Origin of the sequence: Bacillus sp. GbtcB14 (genome assembly GCF_019091205.1) — a bacterium.
Lineage (GTDB): Bacteria > Bacillota > Bacilli > Bacillales > Bacillaceae_G > Bacillus_A > Bacillus_A cereus_AG.
Genome location: NZ_JAGXJT010000008.1, coordinates 175,839 through 191,385 on the forward strand (window position 1 = coordinate 175,839; position 15,547 = coordinate 191,385).

Sequence of the window (15,547 nt, forward strand, 5' to 3'; positions counted from 1 at the left end):
TCTATACAACTATATGTTATTATGGTTATGTAAATAGAAAGCGTTTTCTAAGGCGTACTTATAATGATAACGATTTCATAAATTTGATAGGGGGAATTAAAATGTTGCAGTTTCTACAACGTATTGGTAAAGCATTAATGCTTCCAATCGCCGTACTACCAGCAGCAGGATTATTGCTTCGTTTAGGGCAACCAGATGTATTTGATATTCCTGTTATGGCACAGGCCGGTGCAGCAGTTTTTGATAATTTAGCACTTATTTTTGCAATTGGTATTGCAATCGGTCTTTCAGTTGATGGTAGTGGTGCAGCAGGTCTTGCAGGTGCAATTGGTTATCTAGTTATGAAAAACAGTATTGATGCACTTAGTAAGGGATATTCTACTGTAGAATTACAAGATAAATTAGGCAAAGTCCAAGATTTAATAGGTAATAGCGCTAATGTAGATCCATCTAAGCTTGCAGATACAATGACACAAGTATCTAAGGCAGCCGAATTATCGACTAAAGTGGATATGAAAGTTTTAGGTGGTATTCTTGTCGGTGTTATAGCAGGACTTCTTTATAATAAATTCCATAAGATTAAACTTCCAGAATGGTTAGGGTTCTTTGCTGGAAAACGTTTCGTTCCGATTGTTACATCGGTTGTGATGCTACTATTAGGAATTCTATTCGCACAAATTTGGCCAGCAATTCAAAATGCTATCGATGCATTAGCTCATGGAATTGTTAATTTAGGGGCAGTTGGCTCAGGTCTATTTGGTTTATTAAACCGTCTATTAATTCCAATTGGTTTGCACCATGTAATGAACACATACTTCTGGTTCGTACTTGGTGACTTTACAAATGCAGCAGGTAATGTTGTAAATGGTGATATTGCTCGCTTCCTTGCAGGAGATAAAACAGCGGGTATGTTTATGACTGGTTTCTTCCCAGTTATGATGTTCGGTTTACCAGCAGCATGTTTCGCAATGATTGCGGCTGCTAAACCAGAAAAACGTAAAATGGTTACAGGTATGTTAGGTGGTCTAGCATTAACTTCATTCTTAACTGGTATTACAGAACCAATTGAATTCTCATTCATGTTCTTATCACCAGTATTATATGGAATTCATGCTGTATTAACAGGTCTGTCTCTATTCATTACAACAACTCTTGGCATTCATGATGGTTTCACATTTAGTGCCGGTGCAATCGATTATTTCTTAAACTTCGGTATTGCAACAAAACCAGTATTACTAGCAGGAGTCGGTTTAATTTACGCAGTAATTTACTTCGTTGTATTCTACTTCTTAATTAAGAAGTTCGATTTAAAAACTCCTGGTCGTGAAGATGAAGAGGAACTAGCTGAAGGTGAAGAAGCTCCAGTTGCAGGTTCAATTGGTGAAACTTACGTAGCAGCTTTAGGTGGAAAAGAAAACTTAACAGTTATTGATAACTGTGCAACACGTTTACGTTTACAAGTGAAAGATGCTGGTCAAGTAAATGAAGCAGCATTAAAACGTGCTGGTGCAAAAGGTGTTATGAAATTAAGTAACACGAGTGTCCAAGTTATCGTAGGTACAAATGTTGAATCTGTTGCCGATGATATGAAAAAACACGTATAAATAATTAGATAAGAGGATATCCAAAAAGATTGATAACATCAGTTTTTTAGAGGATATCCTCTTTTTTTATGTTAAAAATTTAACGGGAATCTTACTTTTGTAAATTTTCTTTTTCTTTTTTGTACATATAGGTTGGTTATATGTACCGTGCGTGATAAAGTAGGGATGACGTCGAATGGAATGTCGAAAATCTATGAAAAAGATCTGGAATGAATCTTGTGTAGTGGAATTAAATTATCGGTAAATAAGGGGAAAAAAGCAATTATGGATCAGGAAAAAAATAATGCGAATGGGAAAGCACGTCAGCCGATTGTATACATAAAAAGAACAATCATTCTCGTCTTACTATTTTCAGTTGTATATTTCATGTATACAAAAATTGTTGCGGATAATAAGAAAGAAGAAACTTTAAAAGCAGCAGCAGAAATGAAGAAACAAGAAGAGCTAAAAAAGAAAGAAGAAAAAAAGAAGCAAGAAGCACAAAAACAAAAAGAGCAGGAAGAGCAAGTGAAGCAAACACAAGCTGTGGAAAAGCCTGCTGAGGGACCACCTCAAGAAATTAATGAAAACGCTCAATTAGATCAATATTTACAAAACGCAGGATTTAGCGGGACAGCTGTTATTGTGAAGAATGGAAAAGTTCTTTTGAATAAAGGGTACGGTATGGCGAACAAAGAAAAACAAGTACCGAATAATTCAGAGACAACTTTTTATATTGGTTCTATTTCAAAGGCATTTGTAGCGACTGCTATTATGCAATTAAAAGATCAACATAAATTAAACGTAGAGGATACGGTTGCAAAGTATATTCCAGATTTCCCTCAAGGTAATGGTATTCAGTTAAAACATTTACTAACACATACATCAGGAATTCCAGAGTATGAGCAGGGAACAGAGGATATTTCTCATGAAGAATTGATAAAACGAATAGGAAAGCAAAAGCGTATTGGGAGTCCAGGAGAGAAATGGAAATATTCCGATTCGAACTATTCTATACTTGCTTACATCGCTGAGAAGGTAAGTGGACAACCGTTAGAAGAATATATTAAACAACATATTTTTGCTACTGCTGGTATGAAACATTCTGGTTTCGGTAAAGCGTTAGAGCAAACAAGGTTCCCGTCGACAGGTTATAAAATAGTAAATAACAATATGACAACACCTAATATTCCAAGTATGTCACAACTATATGGTTGTGGTGATATATATACAAGTGCACATGATTTATATTTATTTAATGAAGCGCTCTTCTCTGGGAAGTTAATTTCAAAAGAAAGCTATGATCAAATGTTTACGGCTGTGAAAAAGGATTACGGATTTGGTTGGTATGTAGACCCGGGAAGTTATTCGAATCACGGTGTAATGCCAGGATGGAATTGTTTAAATGGATTTAGTAAAAACGGAAGTGTGTATGTCGTTTTATTATCTAACATTCAAAATAACATTAAATCGTTTGGTAAAGTGAATAACGATATTTATACGATGTTGCGAAATATTGAAGTGTAAGAGACTATCCTATTGGATGGTCTTTTTTATTGAGGAAGTGTAGGGGGCAATGAGATAATGAAATAAAGTGAAACTTTAATCAGTGGGGGTTTTCTTCATCCCCCACTGATTATTAGTTGAACCAATCGGGCTTTTAAGGGCAGTTGATCCCCCACCTAACTTCTTTGCTTTCGCTTAATTTTGAAGTGGGGGTCTTACTGTCCGGCGAATAGCGGGATAAATGGAAAAGGGGGAGGGATATGAGTATACATAAGCATCACGCACGTAATGCGAAACGAATTTTTTGGGTATCTATCATTGTATGGATTATCGTTGCAATTGCATTGTTGATGGAATATAAAAAAGGGACGCTATTCACTTCGGAGAAAGAAAATCTGAAATTATTAGGTGTTGTACTACCGGCATTTGGATTATTAATATATAGCTTTATGGAAAAACGAAGATCAAAAATGCTTAAACAGGAAAATTATAATATAGAGACTTCTGAATTATTTGAGCAACAAAAATTTGTTGTTCGCAAAGAGGTAGGGATATTTCAAGTAATAACATATTTTGGATTAGACGGAAATACAGTAGGGTTTTTAAAAGAAGAGTATGATTTTGTTATTCAACGTGTATGGCAATCTGTACTTTCTGTTCTTTTTAGGGGATTACATAAGCAACAATTTTATTTATATAATCACTCGGGAGAAAGATTGTTGCGTGTTCAAAAGAAGATGGGAGTACGCAACGTCTATATTTTTTCTAATGTAGATGGAAAGAAAATTGGAGAGTTAAAACAAATCCTAAGTTTAACAAAGTGGGAATGGATTTTTTTAGGGGTGGATGGTCAAGAATTTGGTAAAGTGACTGGGGATCTTTCAGCAACAATGCAGAAAATAGATTGGCGGGATGGAACACACATAGATGTGAAAGAAGACGGTATTCCGTTAGAAGCTGTTAAGTATTTTTCGGCAAGCGGAGGGTCTCTTGTTACAGTTTCTATAAGTGAACAGGCAGAATTACCACGAGCAGTTTATTACAGTGTCTCTGTGATAGTTACAATTAAAAATTAATATATACATAAAGATAGATGGGATACCATCTATCTTTTTTTGTGATTAGAACATATTGTTTTGTTAAAAAATGTATGTCTTACCTATCACAAAAAAGTCTGTTTTGTATACATTAAGATGTATGGATGTATTTTTTATAATTTAAAAATAATAGGAGGAGAAGTGTATGTGTCTGTTTGGTAAGTATTGGAAAAAGTTATCGAGATTGTTTAATAGACAATTAGATTATTTTTTAGATAATAAGTTATTGCCTGCTGTGGAACGACTTTTATTTTCACAAAACTTCGCGAGATTTATTCAAAGAAACTCTAAGCAAGCTACGGAAGAATTTATTGAATCAAGTAGATTTCAATCTATTATTTGTAACATATTAAAAGAATGTAATACATCACCTTTTAAAGAAATTGCAGAGCAGTATTTGGGTAAAAACGTAGAAATTACGGTGACGGTTGGACAGTTAACGGGTGTAATTGTAGCAGTTGGTGATGATTTCTTAACACTGCAAGAAGGGATAGGAACAGAAATTTTATTACCATTTACAAGCATTATATCAATTAAAGAAGCGTAAGGAAGGAGACTTATATATGTTATTTACTGAAGAATTGCGTAACCATGTTGGTGAGCTAGTGCAAGTTGTGACGGCGGTTGAAATTGTTGCGGGTATTCTGTTATCTGTGACAGATGGGGCAGTAAGTGTTCGTACTTCTCCTTCTTATGGACCACCGGAAGATGTAGTTGTGCGTACACCTATTATTGCTTATGTTCGCTTGGAAGGGTAAGAGTGATACAAATATGAGAGTATCAGTTGTTATTCCAGCGCATAATGAAGCGAGTACTTTATCACAAGTTTTAGTAGAAGTGGAAAAGCTCGAACCTTATGAAATTATCGTAGTTGATAATGGATCGACAGATGGGACAAAAGAAATAGCGTTACAACATCATTGCCATGTCATTTATTATCACTATTCTCTTGGCAATGATGTTGGACGGGCAATCGGAGCAAGAGAAGCGAAAGGTGACATTGTTTTATTTTTAGATGGTGACATCGTCATTGATAACAAAGAGTTGCAACGTTTCATAAAAGGAATTCAACAAGGCCACCAAATTGTTGTGAATAATTTAACATGGTCCGTTTATTTAAAGATGAGACCGCATTATACGACAGTTGGCAAATGTATGTTGAATCGCTATTTGAATAAAAAGGAGCTTGTTGTTGGATCTTTAATCGCAATTCCACATGCAATGAGTAAGGAAGTTATCCAGAAATTTGGTTGGTGGAATTTAGCAGATCCAGCACTATTTCAAGCGATGGCGATGTCTAGAGGAGTAGATATTGCCGATATGGCTTCGGTCGATGTCATTCATACAAATAAAGTGCGTCCTGTGCACACGGGTACATCACCTGGTTCTCCTTATCCGAAAGCGACTAGTCGTATTATGGGAGATCATTTACGTGCTTTGCAATACGTAATCGAAATATATGGTAAACGTGGTGGCTTTTCGGAAGGAAGTAGGGATAGAGGGTTTATAGGAAAGTATAAACCAGTTGTATTACAAAAGAAAAAAGCGAAATATAGTGCTATTATCCCAGTATCAGAAGAGAAAATGACTATAAGATCTGTTATACAAGAAGTAAAAAAAGCAGGTGTAGATGAAATTATAGTAGTTGCGAATGGCGCTGATATGGAGACAATTAAACAAGCAAAGCTAGAGAATATTATCGTTATTGAATTCGGGGAAGCACTCGGTCATAATGTGGCCCGAGCGATAGGATCTATGCATGCCACGGCCGATATTTGTTTATTTGTCGATGGTGATTTTGTTATTCCGGGAAAAAAACTAATTCCATTTTTACATGCTATTGAAGATGGACATGATGTGGCATTAAATGATTTACAGTGTTTATTAGATATGTTTCATCCAGCAGATCCAATTAGCATGGGGAAATATTTTGTGAATTTGATAGCGAAACGACCAGATTTATGGAACAACTCATTAACGGCAGTACCACATGCTATGCATAAAAAGGTAATAGAGAAAATCGGATATGATTCTCTTATCATTCCACCATTAGCTCAAATGAAAGCTATTTTGGAGGGGTTCTCTATTACAGCAGTAGAATTTGTAGATGTTATAAAAACAAATCGAGTGCGCCCAGAGCAACACGGATTTGTAAATGGGCGTATTCCAGCATTTGACCGTATTTTCGGTGATCAACTTGAAGCAATTGCATATTTATTGCAATCCACAGACGAGCGCGGGAGTTTTACAGATGGAGAGCGGGATAGAAATATAATTCAACAATTGAGAAAGGAAGAAGAGAATACAGATGAATGTTAGTAGTACAGTTGCTATTATCGGATTAGGATATGTTGGCCTTCCTTTGGCAGTTCATTTTGCAGAGAAAGGACATACGGTGCTTGGATTAGATAAAGATACTAGAAAAATAGAATCAATTATAAAAGGAGAAAGCTACATTCCAGATGTTTCTTCTAAATTGTTACAAAGTTTATTGACTAAAAAAAAAATAATAGTAAATACACCGGATCAAGGTATTGCTGATTTTCAAAATAGTGATTATGTTATTGTCACTGTTCCGACTCCAATTAATGAAAAAAGAGAACCAGACTTAAGTGCCCTCATTTCAGCTTCTCATTATATACAACAACACCTTCAAAAAGGACAAACCTTCATTTTCGAAAGCTCCACATATCCAGGCACGCTTGAGGAAGTTATTATTCCAATTATTTCTCAAGCAGGTCAAAAGGTAGGAGAAGATTTCTATATCGGATATTCCCCTGAGAGAATTGATCCGGCTAATAGTCACTATTCCGTTCAAACGATTCCAAAAGTTATTAGTGGACAAACAGAAAAGTGTAAACAAAAAGTACAGGAGTTGTATAGTACTACATTTGATGTAGTTGTTCCAGTTAGTTCTCCGAAAGTAGCGGAAATGTGTAAGTTATTTGAAAATATTCAGCGCCTAGTCAATATTTCATTAGTAAATGAGTTAAACACACTATGTGAAAGTTTAGGAATTGATTTTTATGAGGCACTTGAAGCTGCATCTACAAAACCGTTTGGATTTACCCCATATTGGCCAGGGCCAGGGATAGGGGGACACTGCATTCCGGTAGACCCTTTATATTTTCAATGGAGAATAAAAAAGAATGGAGCAATTAGTCAATTAATTGAGGCGGCACATGTAATTAATGAAGAAATGCCAGAGAAAATAGTTCGGAAAGTAAAAGGCATGGTGCAATCACCCGCATCAGTTTTAATTGTAGGAATTGCGTATAAGAAAGATGTAAATGACTTAAGAGAATCACCAGCGTTGCCAATTATTGAATTGTTAATAGAAGAAGGATATGAGATAGAATATCATGATCCATATATTTCTTCTGCAAAATTTGGAGATAAGGTGTACCAATCTGTTTCTTTGAATGAACAAGTCATGAAACAAGCTGGTTGTATTTTAATTTTAACTGATCACTCGAATATCGATTGGAAGCTTTTTAAAGGAATGAAGCGAGTAATAGATACACGTGGAATTGTAAAGAAGGTGAGTGTATGAGTAAGAAATGTTTAATTACAGGTGGTGCAGGATTCATTGGATCGCATCTAGCTGAAGAATTGGTGAAAAGAGGTTATGGGGTCACAATCGTTGATAACTTCTATAAAGGAAAAAATAAATATCATGATGAGTTAATGAAAGAAATTCGGGTTATTCCAATAAGCGTTTTAGATAAAAGCTCAATTTATGAATTAGTAAATCAACATGATGTCGTGTTTCATTTAGCAGCAATTTTAGGTGTGAAAACGACAATGGAAAAGAGTATAGAGCTGATTGAAACGAATTTTGATGGAACGAGAAATATTTTACAAGCAGCGCTAAAAGGAAAGAAGAAAGTAGTCTTTGCATCTACTTCAGAAGTATATGGTAAGGCAAAGCCACCCTTCTCTGAAGAGGGGGATCGATTATACGGGGCGACTTCTAAAATACGTTGGAGTTATGCAATTTGTAAAACGTTAGAAGAAACATTGTGTTTAGGATACGCTTTAGAAGGTTTACCTGTAACGATTGTTCGTTATTTTAATATTTATGGTCCAAGAGCGAAAGATGGTCCGTATGCAGGAGTAATCCCACGATTTATCAGTGCGGCCCTGCAAGGAGAAGACATTCTCGTATATGGAGATGGAAAGCAGACACGTTGCTTTACGTATGTAAGTGATGCGGTAGAGGCAACGATTCGGGCAATGGATGAGAAGGTAAATGGTGAGATTATTAATATAGGTTCTGAGAACGAAAAGAGTATAAAACAAGTAGCAGAAGTAATTAAAAAGCTAACGAAATCTTCTTCAAAGATTGTCCAAGTTTCTTTCGAAGAGGTATACCCACATGGCTTTGAAGAAATTCCAAATAGAAGACCAGATGTAACGAAATTAAAAGAACTTGTGCAGTTTGAAGCGATAGTAACGTGGGAACAAGGGTTGAAAGAAACTATTAAATGGTTTCGTGAAGAAAACAATGGCTAAGTCGCTATCAATTATTATACCTGTATGTAATGAAGCGGATATGATTTCAGACGTTATTCAATCGGTAAAAGGATTAAATCCAGTAGAGATCATTGTAGTAGCAAACGGTTGTAACGATGGCACAGAAGATGTTGCCAGTCGTTTAGGGTGTAAAGTAATCGAGTATACAGAGCTACTCGGGAACGATGTTGGACGTGCGGTCGGCGCAAAACACGCGATAGGTGATGTACTACTATTTATAGATGGAGATTTTGCTATTCAAACTTCAAAATTACAATTATTCCTGAATCCAATTTTACATGATCAGGCCGACATCGTTTTAAATAATTTGGACGCACTATTTTTAAAGAAACAAAAACCGCACTCCGTGACAGTATGGCGCCAAATATTAAATGCAATGTTAGAGCGTGAAGAGTTAAAAATTGATTCTTTATTATCTGTACCTCATGCGTTGACGAAAGAAGTTGTTCAAAGCATTGGATATGAATGTTTTGTGAATCCTATTGTAGCTCATTTACGCCTAGTACAAAGCAAATGGAGAATTAGTCGTCATTGTGCAATAGATGTTATTACGCCAAATAAATTTCGGCCAACCGAGCATGCAGCGTATGGAACGGGTCTTTCTCAATCTGAAAAACGGATGATAGGTGACCATATAGAAGCTGTAGCGGAGCGAATAGCGGGCAGTGATGAGCGCGGAGGATATTATGATGGAAATAGGAAAAGAGAGTGTGTTTATCATACTTTAAGTTTCGAAAATTTTTATCAAGGATGGGGCGTCACATCTAAGTTGTATAAAGGAAAGCAATTATCGGTCATTATTCCTGTACAAGATGAAGAGAAAACAATTGGAAACGTTATAGAAGAGCTCCGCAAAATTGAACCTTTTGAAATTATCGTTGTTGTAAATGGTTCGTCTGATCAAACAGAAACGATTGCAAAAGACAAGGGAGCAACAACAATTGTATATAAAGAAGCACTTGGAAATGATGTGGGGCGTTCACTTGGAACTTATTTTGCAAAAGGGGAAATTGTATTATTTATAGATGGTGACTTTGTTATTCCAGCTAGGGAATTATATCCTTTCGCAAAAGCTATTGCAGATGGAATGGATGTCGCCTTAAATGATCTAAATCATTATTTAGATTTAAGAGTACCGCTTCATCTTGTAACTGCATTTAAATATGCATTAAATTTAGCTTGTGATAGAAAAGACCTAGGAGTAGGCTCTCTTATCGCTGTACCGAATGGGTTTAGTCGTAAGTGTTTGAAAGAAATCGGATATAGATCTTTACTTTCACCTTGTGTAGCCCAAGTGAAAGCTATTCTGTCAGGATTTGAGATTGCGTGTGTAAGTCGTGTAGAGGTCGATAAGATGAACCGTATTCGTCCCAGTGAACATTTTGCAAAAATAGGTCACCCTCCAGCTGTCTTGCGGATTATAGGTGATCATATAGAAGGATTAGAGCAATTAATTGTATTAGAAGGTAGTCGTGGTGGATTCTATGATGGGAATAGAAAAAGAGATGTTTTAGAGTAGTAACAAAAAAAGTGTACAACATATGTACACTTTTTTGTTCTGTTATAAAAACTATAACAGATTAGGAGATAAGAGTATTACAGCTCTACAATGGGTATTGTTTTTGTATTACAAAATAGGACTCGTATATAAGGATACCAAAAAAATACAATTAAGGAAAGGGTTAATTATAAAGACTTTTAAGTGAAGTTAACACTATGTATATAGTAGATTGCTCAACATTTCACAAACATGTCACAACTATTTCGTTCACTTTCGCCAAAAAGTAGTATTCTAAGTGTGTAAGCTGTTATATAAAAAATCTTAGTCCTGTACTAATCAAAAATGGAGGAGATTAGGATGACTCAAGTATTAGAAAATGTTAAAAACGCATGGGAAAACTTTAAAGGTGAAAAATGGAAAGCAGAGATTGATGTTCGCGATTTCATTTTAAATAATGTAAACGTTTTCGAAGGAGATGAATCTTTCTTAGCGGGAGCAACTGAAGCAACGAAACAACTTTGGGATCAAGTAATGGATTTAACAACGAAAGAACGTGAAAACGGTGGCGTTCTTGATATGGATACAAAAATTGTTTCTTCTATTACATCACATGAACCAGGATATTTAAATAAAGATATTGAAAAAGTAGTCGGTTTCCAAACTGAAAAACCATTTAAACGTTCTTTACAACCATATGGTGGTATTCGTATGGCGGAACAAGCTTGTGAATCTTATGGGTACGAAATGGATAAAGAACTTAGTCGTATTTTCAGAGACTGGAGAAAAACGCATAATCAAGGTGTATTTGATGCATACACACCAGAAATGAAAGCGGCTCGTAGATCAGGTGTAATTACTGGTCTTCCAGATGCATACGGACGTGGACGTATTATCGGTGACTACCGACGCGTAGCATTATATGGTATTGATCATTTAATTGAAGTGAAAAAAGCTGATTTGAATTTAACTGGCGGTGTAATGAGCGAAGATACAATGCGTTTACGCGAAGAGTTATCTGAGCAAATGCGTGCCCTTCAAGAGTTAAAACAAATGGCTGCTTCTCATGGCTTTGATATTTCTAAGCCTGCCACAAACGCGCAAGAAGCATTCCAATGGTTATACTTCGCATATCTTGCAGCAATTAAAGAGCAAAACGGAGCTGCGATGAGTCTTGGACGTACTTCTACATTCTTAGATATTTATATTGAAAGAGATTTAGCAAATGGTACTTTAACAGAAGAAGAAGTACAAGAAATTGTGGATCACTTCATTATGAAATTACGTCTTGTGAAATTTGCAAGAACACCTGATTATAATGAATTATTCTCTGGTGACCCAACTTGGGTAACTGAGTCTATCGGTGGTATGGCATTAGATGGTCGTCCATTAGTAACAAAGAACTCATTCCGTTTCTTGCATACATTAGATAATTTAGGACCAGCTCCAGAGCCAAACTTAACAGTTCTTTGGTCTAAACAATTACCACAGAACTTTAAAAACTACTGTGCGAAAATGTCTATTAAAACATCAGCAATTCAATATGAAAATGATGACATTATGCGTGCTGACTACGGCGATGACTATGGAATTGCTTGTTGTGTATCTGCAATGAGAATTGGTAAACAAATGCAGTTCTTCGGCGCACGTGCAAACTTAGCAAAAGCATTATTATATGCGATTAACGGTGGTAAAGATGAAAAATCTAAAGCACAAGTTGGTCCTGAGTACGCACCAATTACTTCTGAAGTATTAGATTATGAAGAAGTTATGCATAAGTTTGATATGACAATGGAATGGTTAGCTGGTCTATACTTAAACACATTAAATGTTATTCACTACATGCACGATAAATATAGCTACGAACGTATTGAAATGGCACTTCATGATACAAATGTCCTTCGTACAATGGCAACAGGTATTGCGGGTCTATCTGTAGTAGCAGACTCTTTAAGTGCAATTAAACACGCAAAAGTAAAACCAATTCGTGATGAAAACGGTATTGCAGTTGACTTTGAAATTGAAGGAGATTTCCCTAAATACGGTAACAATGATGATCGTGTAGATGAAATCGCTGTAAATCTTGTAAAAACATTTATGAATAAACTTCGTAAACATAAAACATATAGAAATTCTGTTCATACAATGTCGATCTTAACAATCACATCTAACGTTGTATATGGTAAGAAAACTGGTAACACTCCAGATGGTCGCCGTACTGGAGAACCATTTGCACCAGGTGCGAACCCAATGCATGGCCGTGATACAAAAGGTGCGTTAGCTTCATTATTATCTGTAGCTAAATTACCATATGAAGATGCACAAGATGGTATTTCTAATACATTCTCTATTATTCCAAAAGCACTTGGTAAAGAAGATGATGTACAAGTACGTAACTTAGTATCAATGCTTGATGGTTACGCAGTAAAAGAAGGCCATCACTTAAATATTAACGTATTTAATCGTGAAACATTAATGGATGCGATGGAACATCCTGAGAAATATCCACAATTAACAATTCGCGTATCTGGTTACGCTGTAAACTTTATTAAATTAACTCGTGAACAACAAATCGATGTAATTAATCGTACAATGCATGAAAGTATGTAAGTGAAAAAGTGTTCCTCTGCTTTATATAAATAGCAGAGGGAGGCTGCTTCAATAAAGGAGGAAGTAACATGGTAAAAGGAAGAATTCATTCTGTAGAGTCTTGTGGTACTGTTGATGGCCCAGGAATTCGTTATGTCATATTTACACAAGGGTGTTTATTACGTTGTCAATATTGTCATAATGCTGATACGTGGGAGATCGGTAAAGGAAAAGAAATAACAGTTGAAGAAGTAATGCAGGATGTGACATGTTACCTTCCTTTTATTGAAGCTTCCGGAGGCGGTATAACAGTTAGTGGTGGGGAACCATTATTACAGCTAGATTTCTTAATTGAATTATTTAAGAAATGTAAGGAAGCTGGAATTCATACAACAATCGATTCTTCGGGTGGTTGTTATTCTGAAGAACCAGAATTCCAAAATAAGCTAGATACTTTAATGGATTACACAGATTTAGTTTTATTGGATTTGAAACATATTGATTCAAAGAAACATCGTAAATTAACAGGAAAACCAAATGAACATATTTTACAATTTGCTCGTTATTTATCGGATAAAAATAAACCGATTTGGGTACGACACGTATTAGTTCCTGGTATTACGGATAATGAAGAGGATCTGCAAAAATTATCTAGTTTTATTCAAAGCCTATCTAATGTTCAAAAAGTTGAAGTGCTACCGTACCATAAGCTTGGTGTATATAAATGGGAGGCACTTGGACATAAGTATCCACTTGCAAATGTAGAACCACCTACTGAAAAAAATGTAGAACAAGCAAGACATATTTTACAAGCAGTCTAATCCAAATATTGGGTTAGGCTTTTTGCTTTCTTTACAATAAAACCTAGAGTATGTATATAGAAAAGAGTATACTGAAAATAGAATATCCATATTTTTGTAAGGAATAAGTGGAGAAATTTACATAATTGTAAAGGGAAATCAAAATAGTAAAAAGAATTAAGAAGTAAAAGAGTGAGTATCATGGAATAGAGAACATTTGTAAGTTATTGCGAAAGCTCTTATAGGAAAGTATAATGTAAAGATATGAGCACAGATAGGATTAAGGGGTCAATCTTATATGCTTTGCATATCCACGACAGGTACATAGCTGAAAGAGAAGTATTAGAATCTGTTTATGTAATTTTTAAGGAAAATGTTTTTCCTATTGTCGTATATGCAATATGGAGAAACAATAAGCTAGGAGTGGATTTGTTTGATAAAAAACCCCAAGGTTTTAATATTAACTGCACATTACGGTAATGGTCATGTGCAAGTAGCGAAAACATTAGAACAAACATTTCGCCAAAAAGGAATTGAAGATGTAATTGTATGTGATTTGTTCGGAGAATCACATCCAGTTATAACCGATATTACAAAATATTTATATTTGAAAAGTTATACAATAGGAAAAGAATTATACCGCTTGTTTTATTACGGCGTAGAAAAAATTTATGATAAAAAAATAGCATCTTGGTATGCGAACTTTGGAAGAAAACGTTTGAAATTACTTTTACAAGCAGAGAAACCGGATATTGTTATTAATACTTTTCCGATCATAGCTGTACCAGAGTTAAAAAAGCAAACAGGTATTTCAATTCCTGTGTATAACGTATTAACGGATTTTTGTGTGCACAAAATATGGATTCATCGGGAAGTAGATCGTTATTTTGTAGCAACTGATCACGTAAAAAAAATTATGATTGATATTGGTGTGCCCGCGGAGCAAATTGTTGAAACTGGAATTCCGATTCGTAGTAGTTTTGAGCTGAAGATCAATCCAGACATTATATATAATAAATATCAGTTATGTAAGAATAAAAAGATTTTACTAATTGTAGCAGGTGCTCATGGGGTATTAGGAAGTGTAAAAGAACTATGCCAATCATTTATGTCAGTACCTGATTTACAAGTAGTTGTCGTTTGTGGGAAAAATGAAGCGTTAAAACAGGATTTATTAGGGGTTCAGGAAAAAAATCCTGATGCATTAAAAGTATTTGGTTATGTTGAAAATATCGATGAATTATTCCGTGTTACTTCTTGTATGATTACGAAGCCGGGCGGTATTACGTTAAGTGAAGCGGCAGCATTGCAAGTACCTGTCATTTTATATAAGCCTGTTCCAGGACAAGAAAATGAAAATGCGATGTACTTTGAAAGAAAAGGAGCTGCAGTTGTCATTCGTGATGATAGTGAGGTTTTTGCAAAGACAGAGGCGTTATTACAAGATGATATGAAGCTTCTTCAAATGAAAGAAGCGATGAAAAGCATTTATCGTCCGGAGCCAGCTGGTCATATTGTGGATACAATTTTGGCAGAAAATCATGTAGAGCCGAATCATATACCTATTAAATCACCTGCTCTTGCACAATTATTTACTTAATATGAAACCCTCTTTTATATGCTTAAAGAGGGTTCTTTATTGTTTTATAAGATAAAGTAGTAACTTATCCACATGAAGATTACGCTTTCATTGAACAGTAAAGTCAAAATATTAACAACTATATCCACATTGTCCACAATTTTTAGAAAACTATCCACAATTCTAACATTTACTATGCGTTACAACATATAAACTTGTGAAGGGTTCGTTTAATTTATTCACAATTCTATAAATTGTGTGGATAACGTTATCCACACAAAAAAGGTTCCTTATGTATAAGGAACCTTTTTTGTCTATTCTATCACGTAGAAAAAATATGTAATGAGAATGAATAATTA

Annotated in this window: 12 protein-coding genes; all 12 read left to right on the forward strand. The window is 35.2% G+C overall.

The features are described 5' to 3' along the window. The first annotated feature begins 101 nt into the window (after window positions 1-101). The 12 genes from nagE (at window position 102) to KVT31_RS22315 (ending at window position 15,209) form a co-directional block, all read left to right on the forward strand. Window positions 102-1,604 (forward strand): N-acetylglucosamine-specific PTS transporter subunit IIBC, encoded by a 1,503-nt coding sequence (gene nagE, locus KVT31_RS22260; protein WP_088095034.1) that lies wholly within the window; start codon window positions 102-104, stop codon window positions 1,602-1,604. A 264-nt stretch (window positions 1,605-1,868) separates the two neighbouring features. After that, entirely contained in the window at window positions 1,869-3,110 is a 1,242-nt protein-coding gene (locus tag KVT31_RS22265) for a serine hydrolase domain-containing protein (protein WP_088095035.1), read from the forward strand. Between the two features lie 239 nt (window positions 3,111-3,349). After that, window positions 3,350-4,165, forward strand: a complete 816-nt coding sequence (locus KVT31_RS22270; protein ID WP_088095036.1) for a sugar ABC transporter ATP-binding protein — start codon at window positions 3,350-3,352, stop codon at window positions 4,163-4,165. 166 nt (window positions 4,166-4,331) lie between these two features. Further along, window positions 4,332-4,733, forward strand: coding sequence for an LSm family protein (locus KVT31_RS22275; protein ID WP_000335519.1), 402 nt, complete (start codon window positions 4,332-4,334; stop codon window positions 4,731-4,733). Window positions 4,734-4,749: 16 nt separating this feature from the next. After that, window positions 4,750-4,944, forward strand: a complete 195-nt coding sequence (locus KVT31_RS22280) for a hypothetical protein (RefSeq protein WP_000899482.1) — start codon at window positions 4,750-4,752, stop codon at window positions 4,942-4,944. 13 nt (window positions 4,945-4,957) lie between these two features. Next, a complete protein-coding gene (locus KVT31_RS22285; RefSeq protein WP_088095037.1) occupies window positions 4,958-6,505 on the forward strand; it encodes a glycosyltransferase family 2 protein in 1,548 nt (515 codons plus the stop codon). Then, the gene (locus tag KVT31_RS22290; protein ID WP_088095038.1) at window positions 6,495-7,739 is read left to right on the forward strand and encodes a nucleotide sugar dehydrogenase; all 1,245 of its coding nucleotides are present in this window, start codon (window positions 6,495-6,497) and stop codon (window positions 7,737-7,739) included. Before KVT31_RS22285 ends, KVT31_RS22290 begins: the two co-directional genes overlap by 11 nt. Continuing rightward, window positions 7,736-8,701, forward strand: a complete 966-nt coding sequence (locus KVT31_RS22295; RefSeq protein ID WP_088095039.1) for an NAD-dependent epimerase/dehydratase family protein — start codon at window positions 7,736-7,738, stop codon at window positions 8,699-8,701. The genes KVT31_RS22290 and KVT31_RS22295 overlap by 4 nt, the downstream gene beginning before the upstream one ends. Continuing rightward, on the forward strand, window positions 8,694-10,241 hold the full coding sequence (locus KVT31_RS22300; RefSeq protein ID WP_140392330.1) for a glycosyltransferase family 2 protein: 1,548 nt from the start codon (window positions 8,694-8,696) through the stop codon (window positions 10,239-10,241). Before KVT31_RS22295 ends, KVT31_RS22300 begins: the two co-directional genes overlap by 8 nt. Window positions 10,242-10,580: 339 nt before the next feature. Further along, window positions 10,581-12,830, forward strand: a complete 2,250-nt coding sequence (pflB, locus tag KVT31_RS22305; RefSeq protein WP_063263176.1) for a formate C-acetyltransferase — start codon at window positions 10,581-10,583, stop codon at window positions 12,828-12,830. A gap of 68 nt (window positions 12,831-12,898) precedes the next feature. Then, window positions 12,899-13,630 (forward strand): pyruvate formate-lyase-activating protein, encoded by a 732-nt coding sequence (gene pflA / locus KVT31_RS22310; RefSeq protein WP_073518173.1) that lies wholly within the window; start codon window positions 12,899-12,901, stop codon window positions 13,628-13,630. Window positions 13,631-14,042: 412 nt separating this feature from the next. Next, on the forward strand, window positions 14,043-15,209 hold the full coding sequence (locus KVT31_RS22315) for a diglucosyl diacylglycerol synthase (protein ID WP_088095041.1): 1,167 nt from the start codon (window positions 14,043-14,045) through the stop codon (window positions 15,207-15,209). Window positions 15,210-15,547 lie beyond the last annotated feature (338 nt).

Excerpts from the sequence above, each read along its gene's own strand:
- KVT31_RS22280 (WP_000899482.1), top strand. The coding sequence starts at position 4,750 with ATGTTATTTACTGAAGAATTGCGTAACCATGTTGGTGAGCTAGTGCAA.
- KVT31_RS22300 (WP_140392330.1), top strand. The coding sequence starts at position 8,694 with ATGGCTAAGTCGCTATCAATTATTATACCTGTATGTAATGAAGCGGAT.
- KVT31_RS22275 (WP_000335519.1), top strand. The coding sequence starts at position 4,332 with ATGTGTCTGTTTGGTAAGTATTGGAAAAAGTTATCGAGATTGTTTAAT.
- nagE (WP_088095034.1), top strand. The coding sequence starts at position 102 with ATGTTGCAGTTTCTACAACGTATTGGTAAAGCATTAATGCTTCCAATC.
- pflA (WP_073518173.1), top strand. The coding sequence starts at position 12,899 with ATGGTAAAAGGAAGAATTCATTCTGTAGAGTCTTGTGGTACTGTTGAT.
- KVT31_RS22295 (WP_088095039.1), top strand. The coding sequence starts at position 7,736 with ATGAGTAAGAAATGTTTAATTACAGGTGGTGCAGGATTCATTGGATCG.
- KVT31_RS22270 (WP_088095036.1), top strand. The coding sequence starts at position 3,350 with ATGAGTATACATAAGCATCACGCACGTAATGCGAAACGAATTTTTTGG.
- KVT31_RS22290 (WP_088095038.1), top strand. The coding sequence starts at position 6,495 with ATGAATGTTAGTAGTACAGTTGCTATTATCGGATTAGGATATGTTGGC.
- KVT31_RS22265 (WP_088095035.1), top strand. The coding sequence starts at position 1,869 with ATGGATCAGGAAAAAAATAATGCGAATGGGAAAGCACGTCAGCCGATT.
- pflB (WP_063263176.1), top strand. The coding sequence starts at position 10,581 with ATGACTCAAGTATTAGAAAATGTTAAAAACGCATGGGAAAACTTTAAA.
- KVT31_RS22285 (WP_088095037.1), top strand. The coding sequence starts at position 4,958 with ATGAGAGTATCAGTTGTTATTCCAGCGCATAATGAAGCGAGTACTTTA.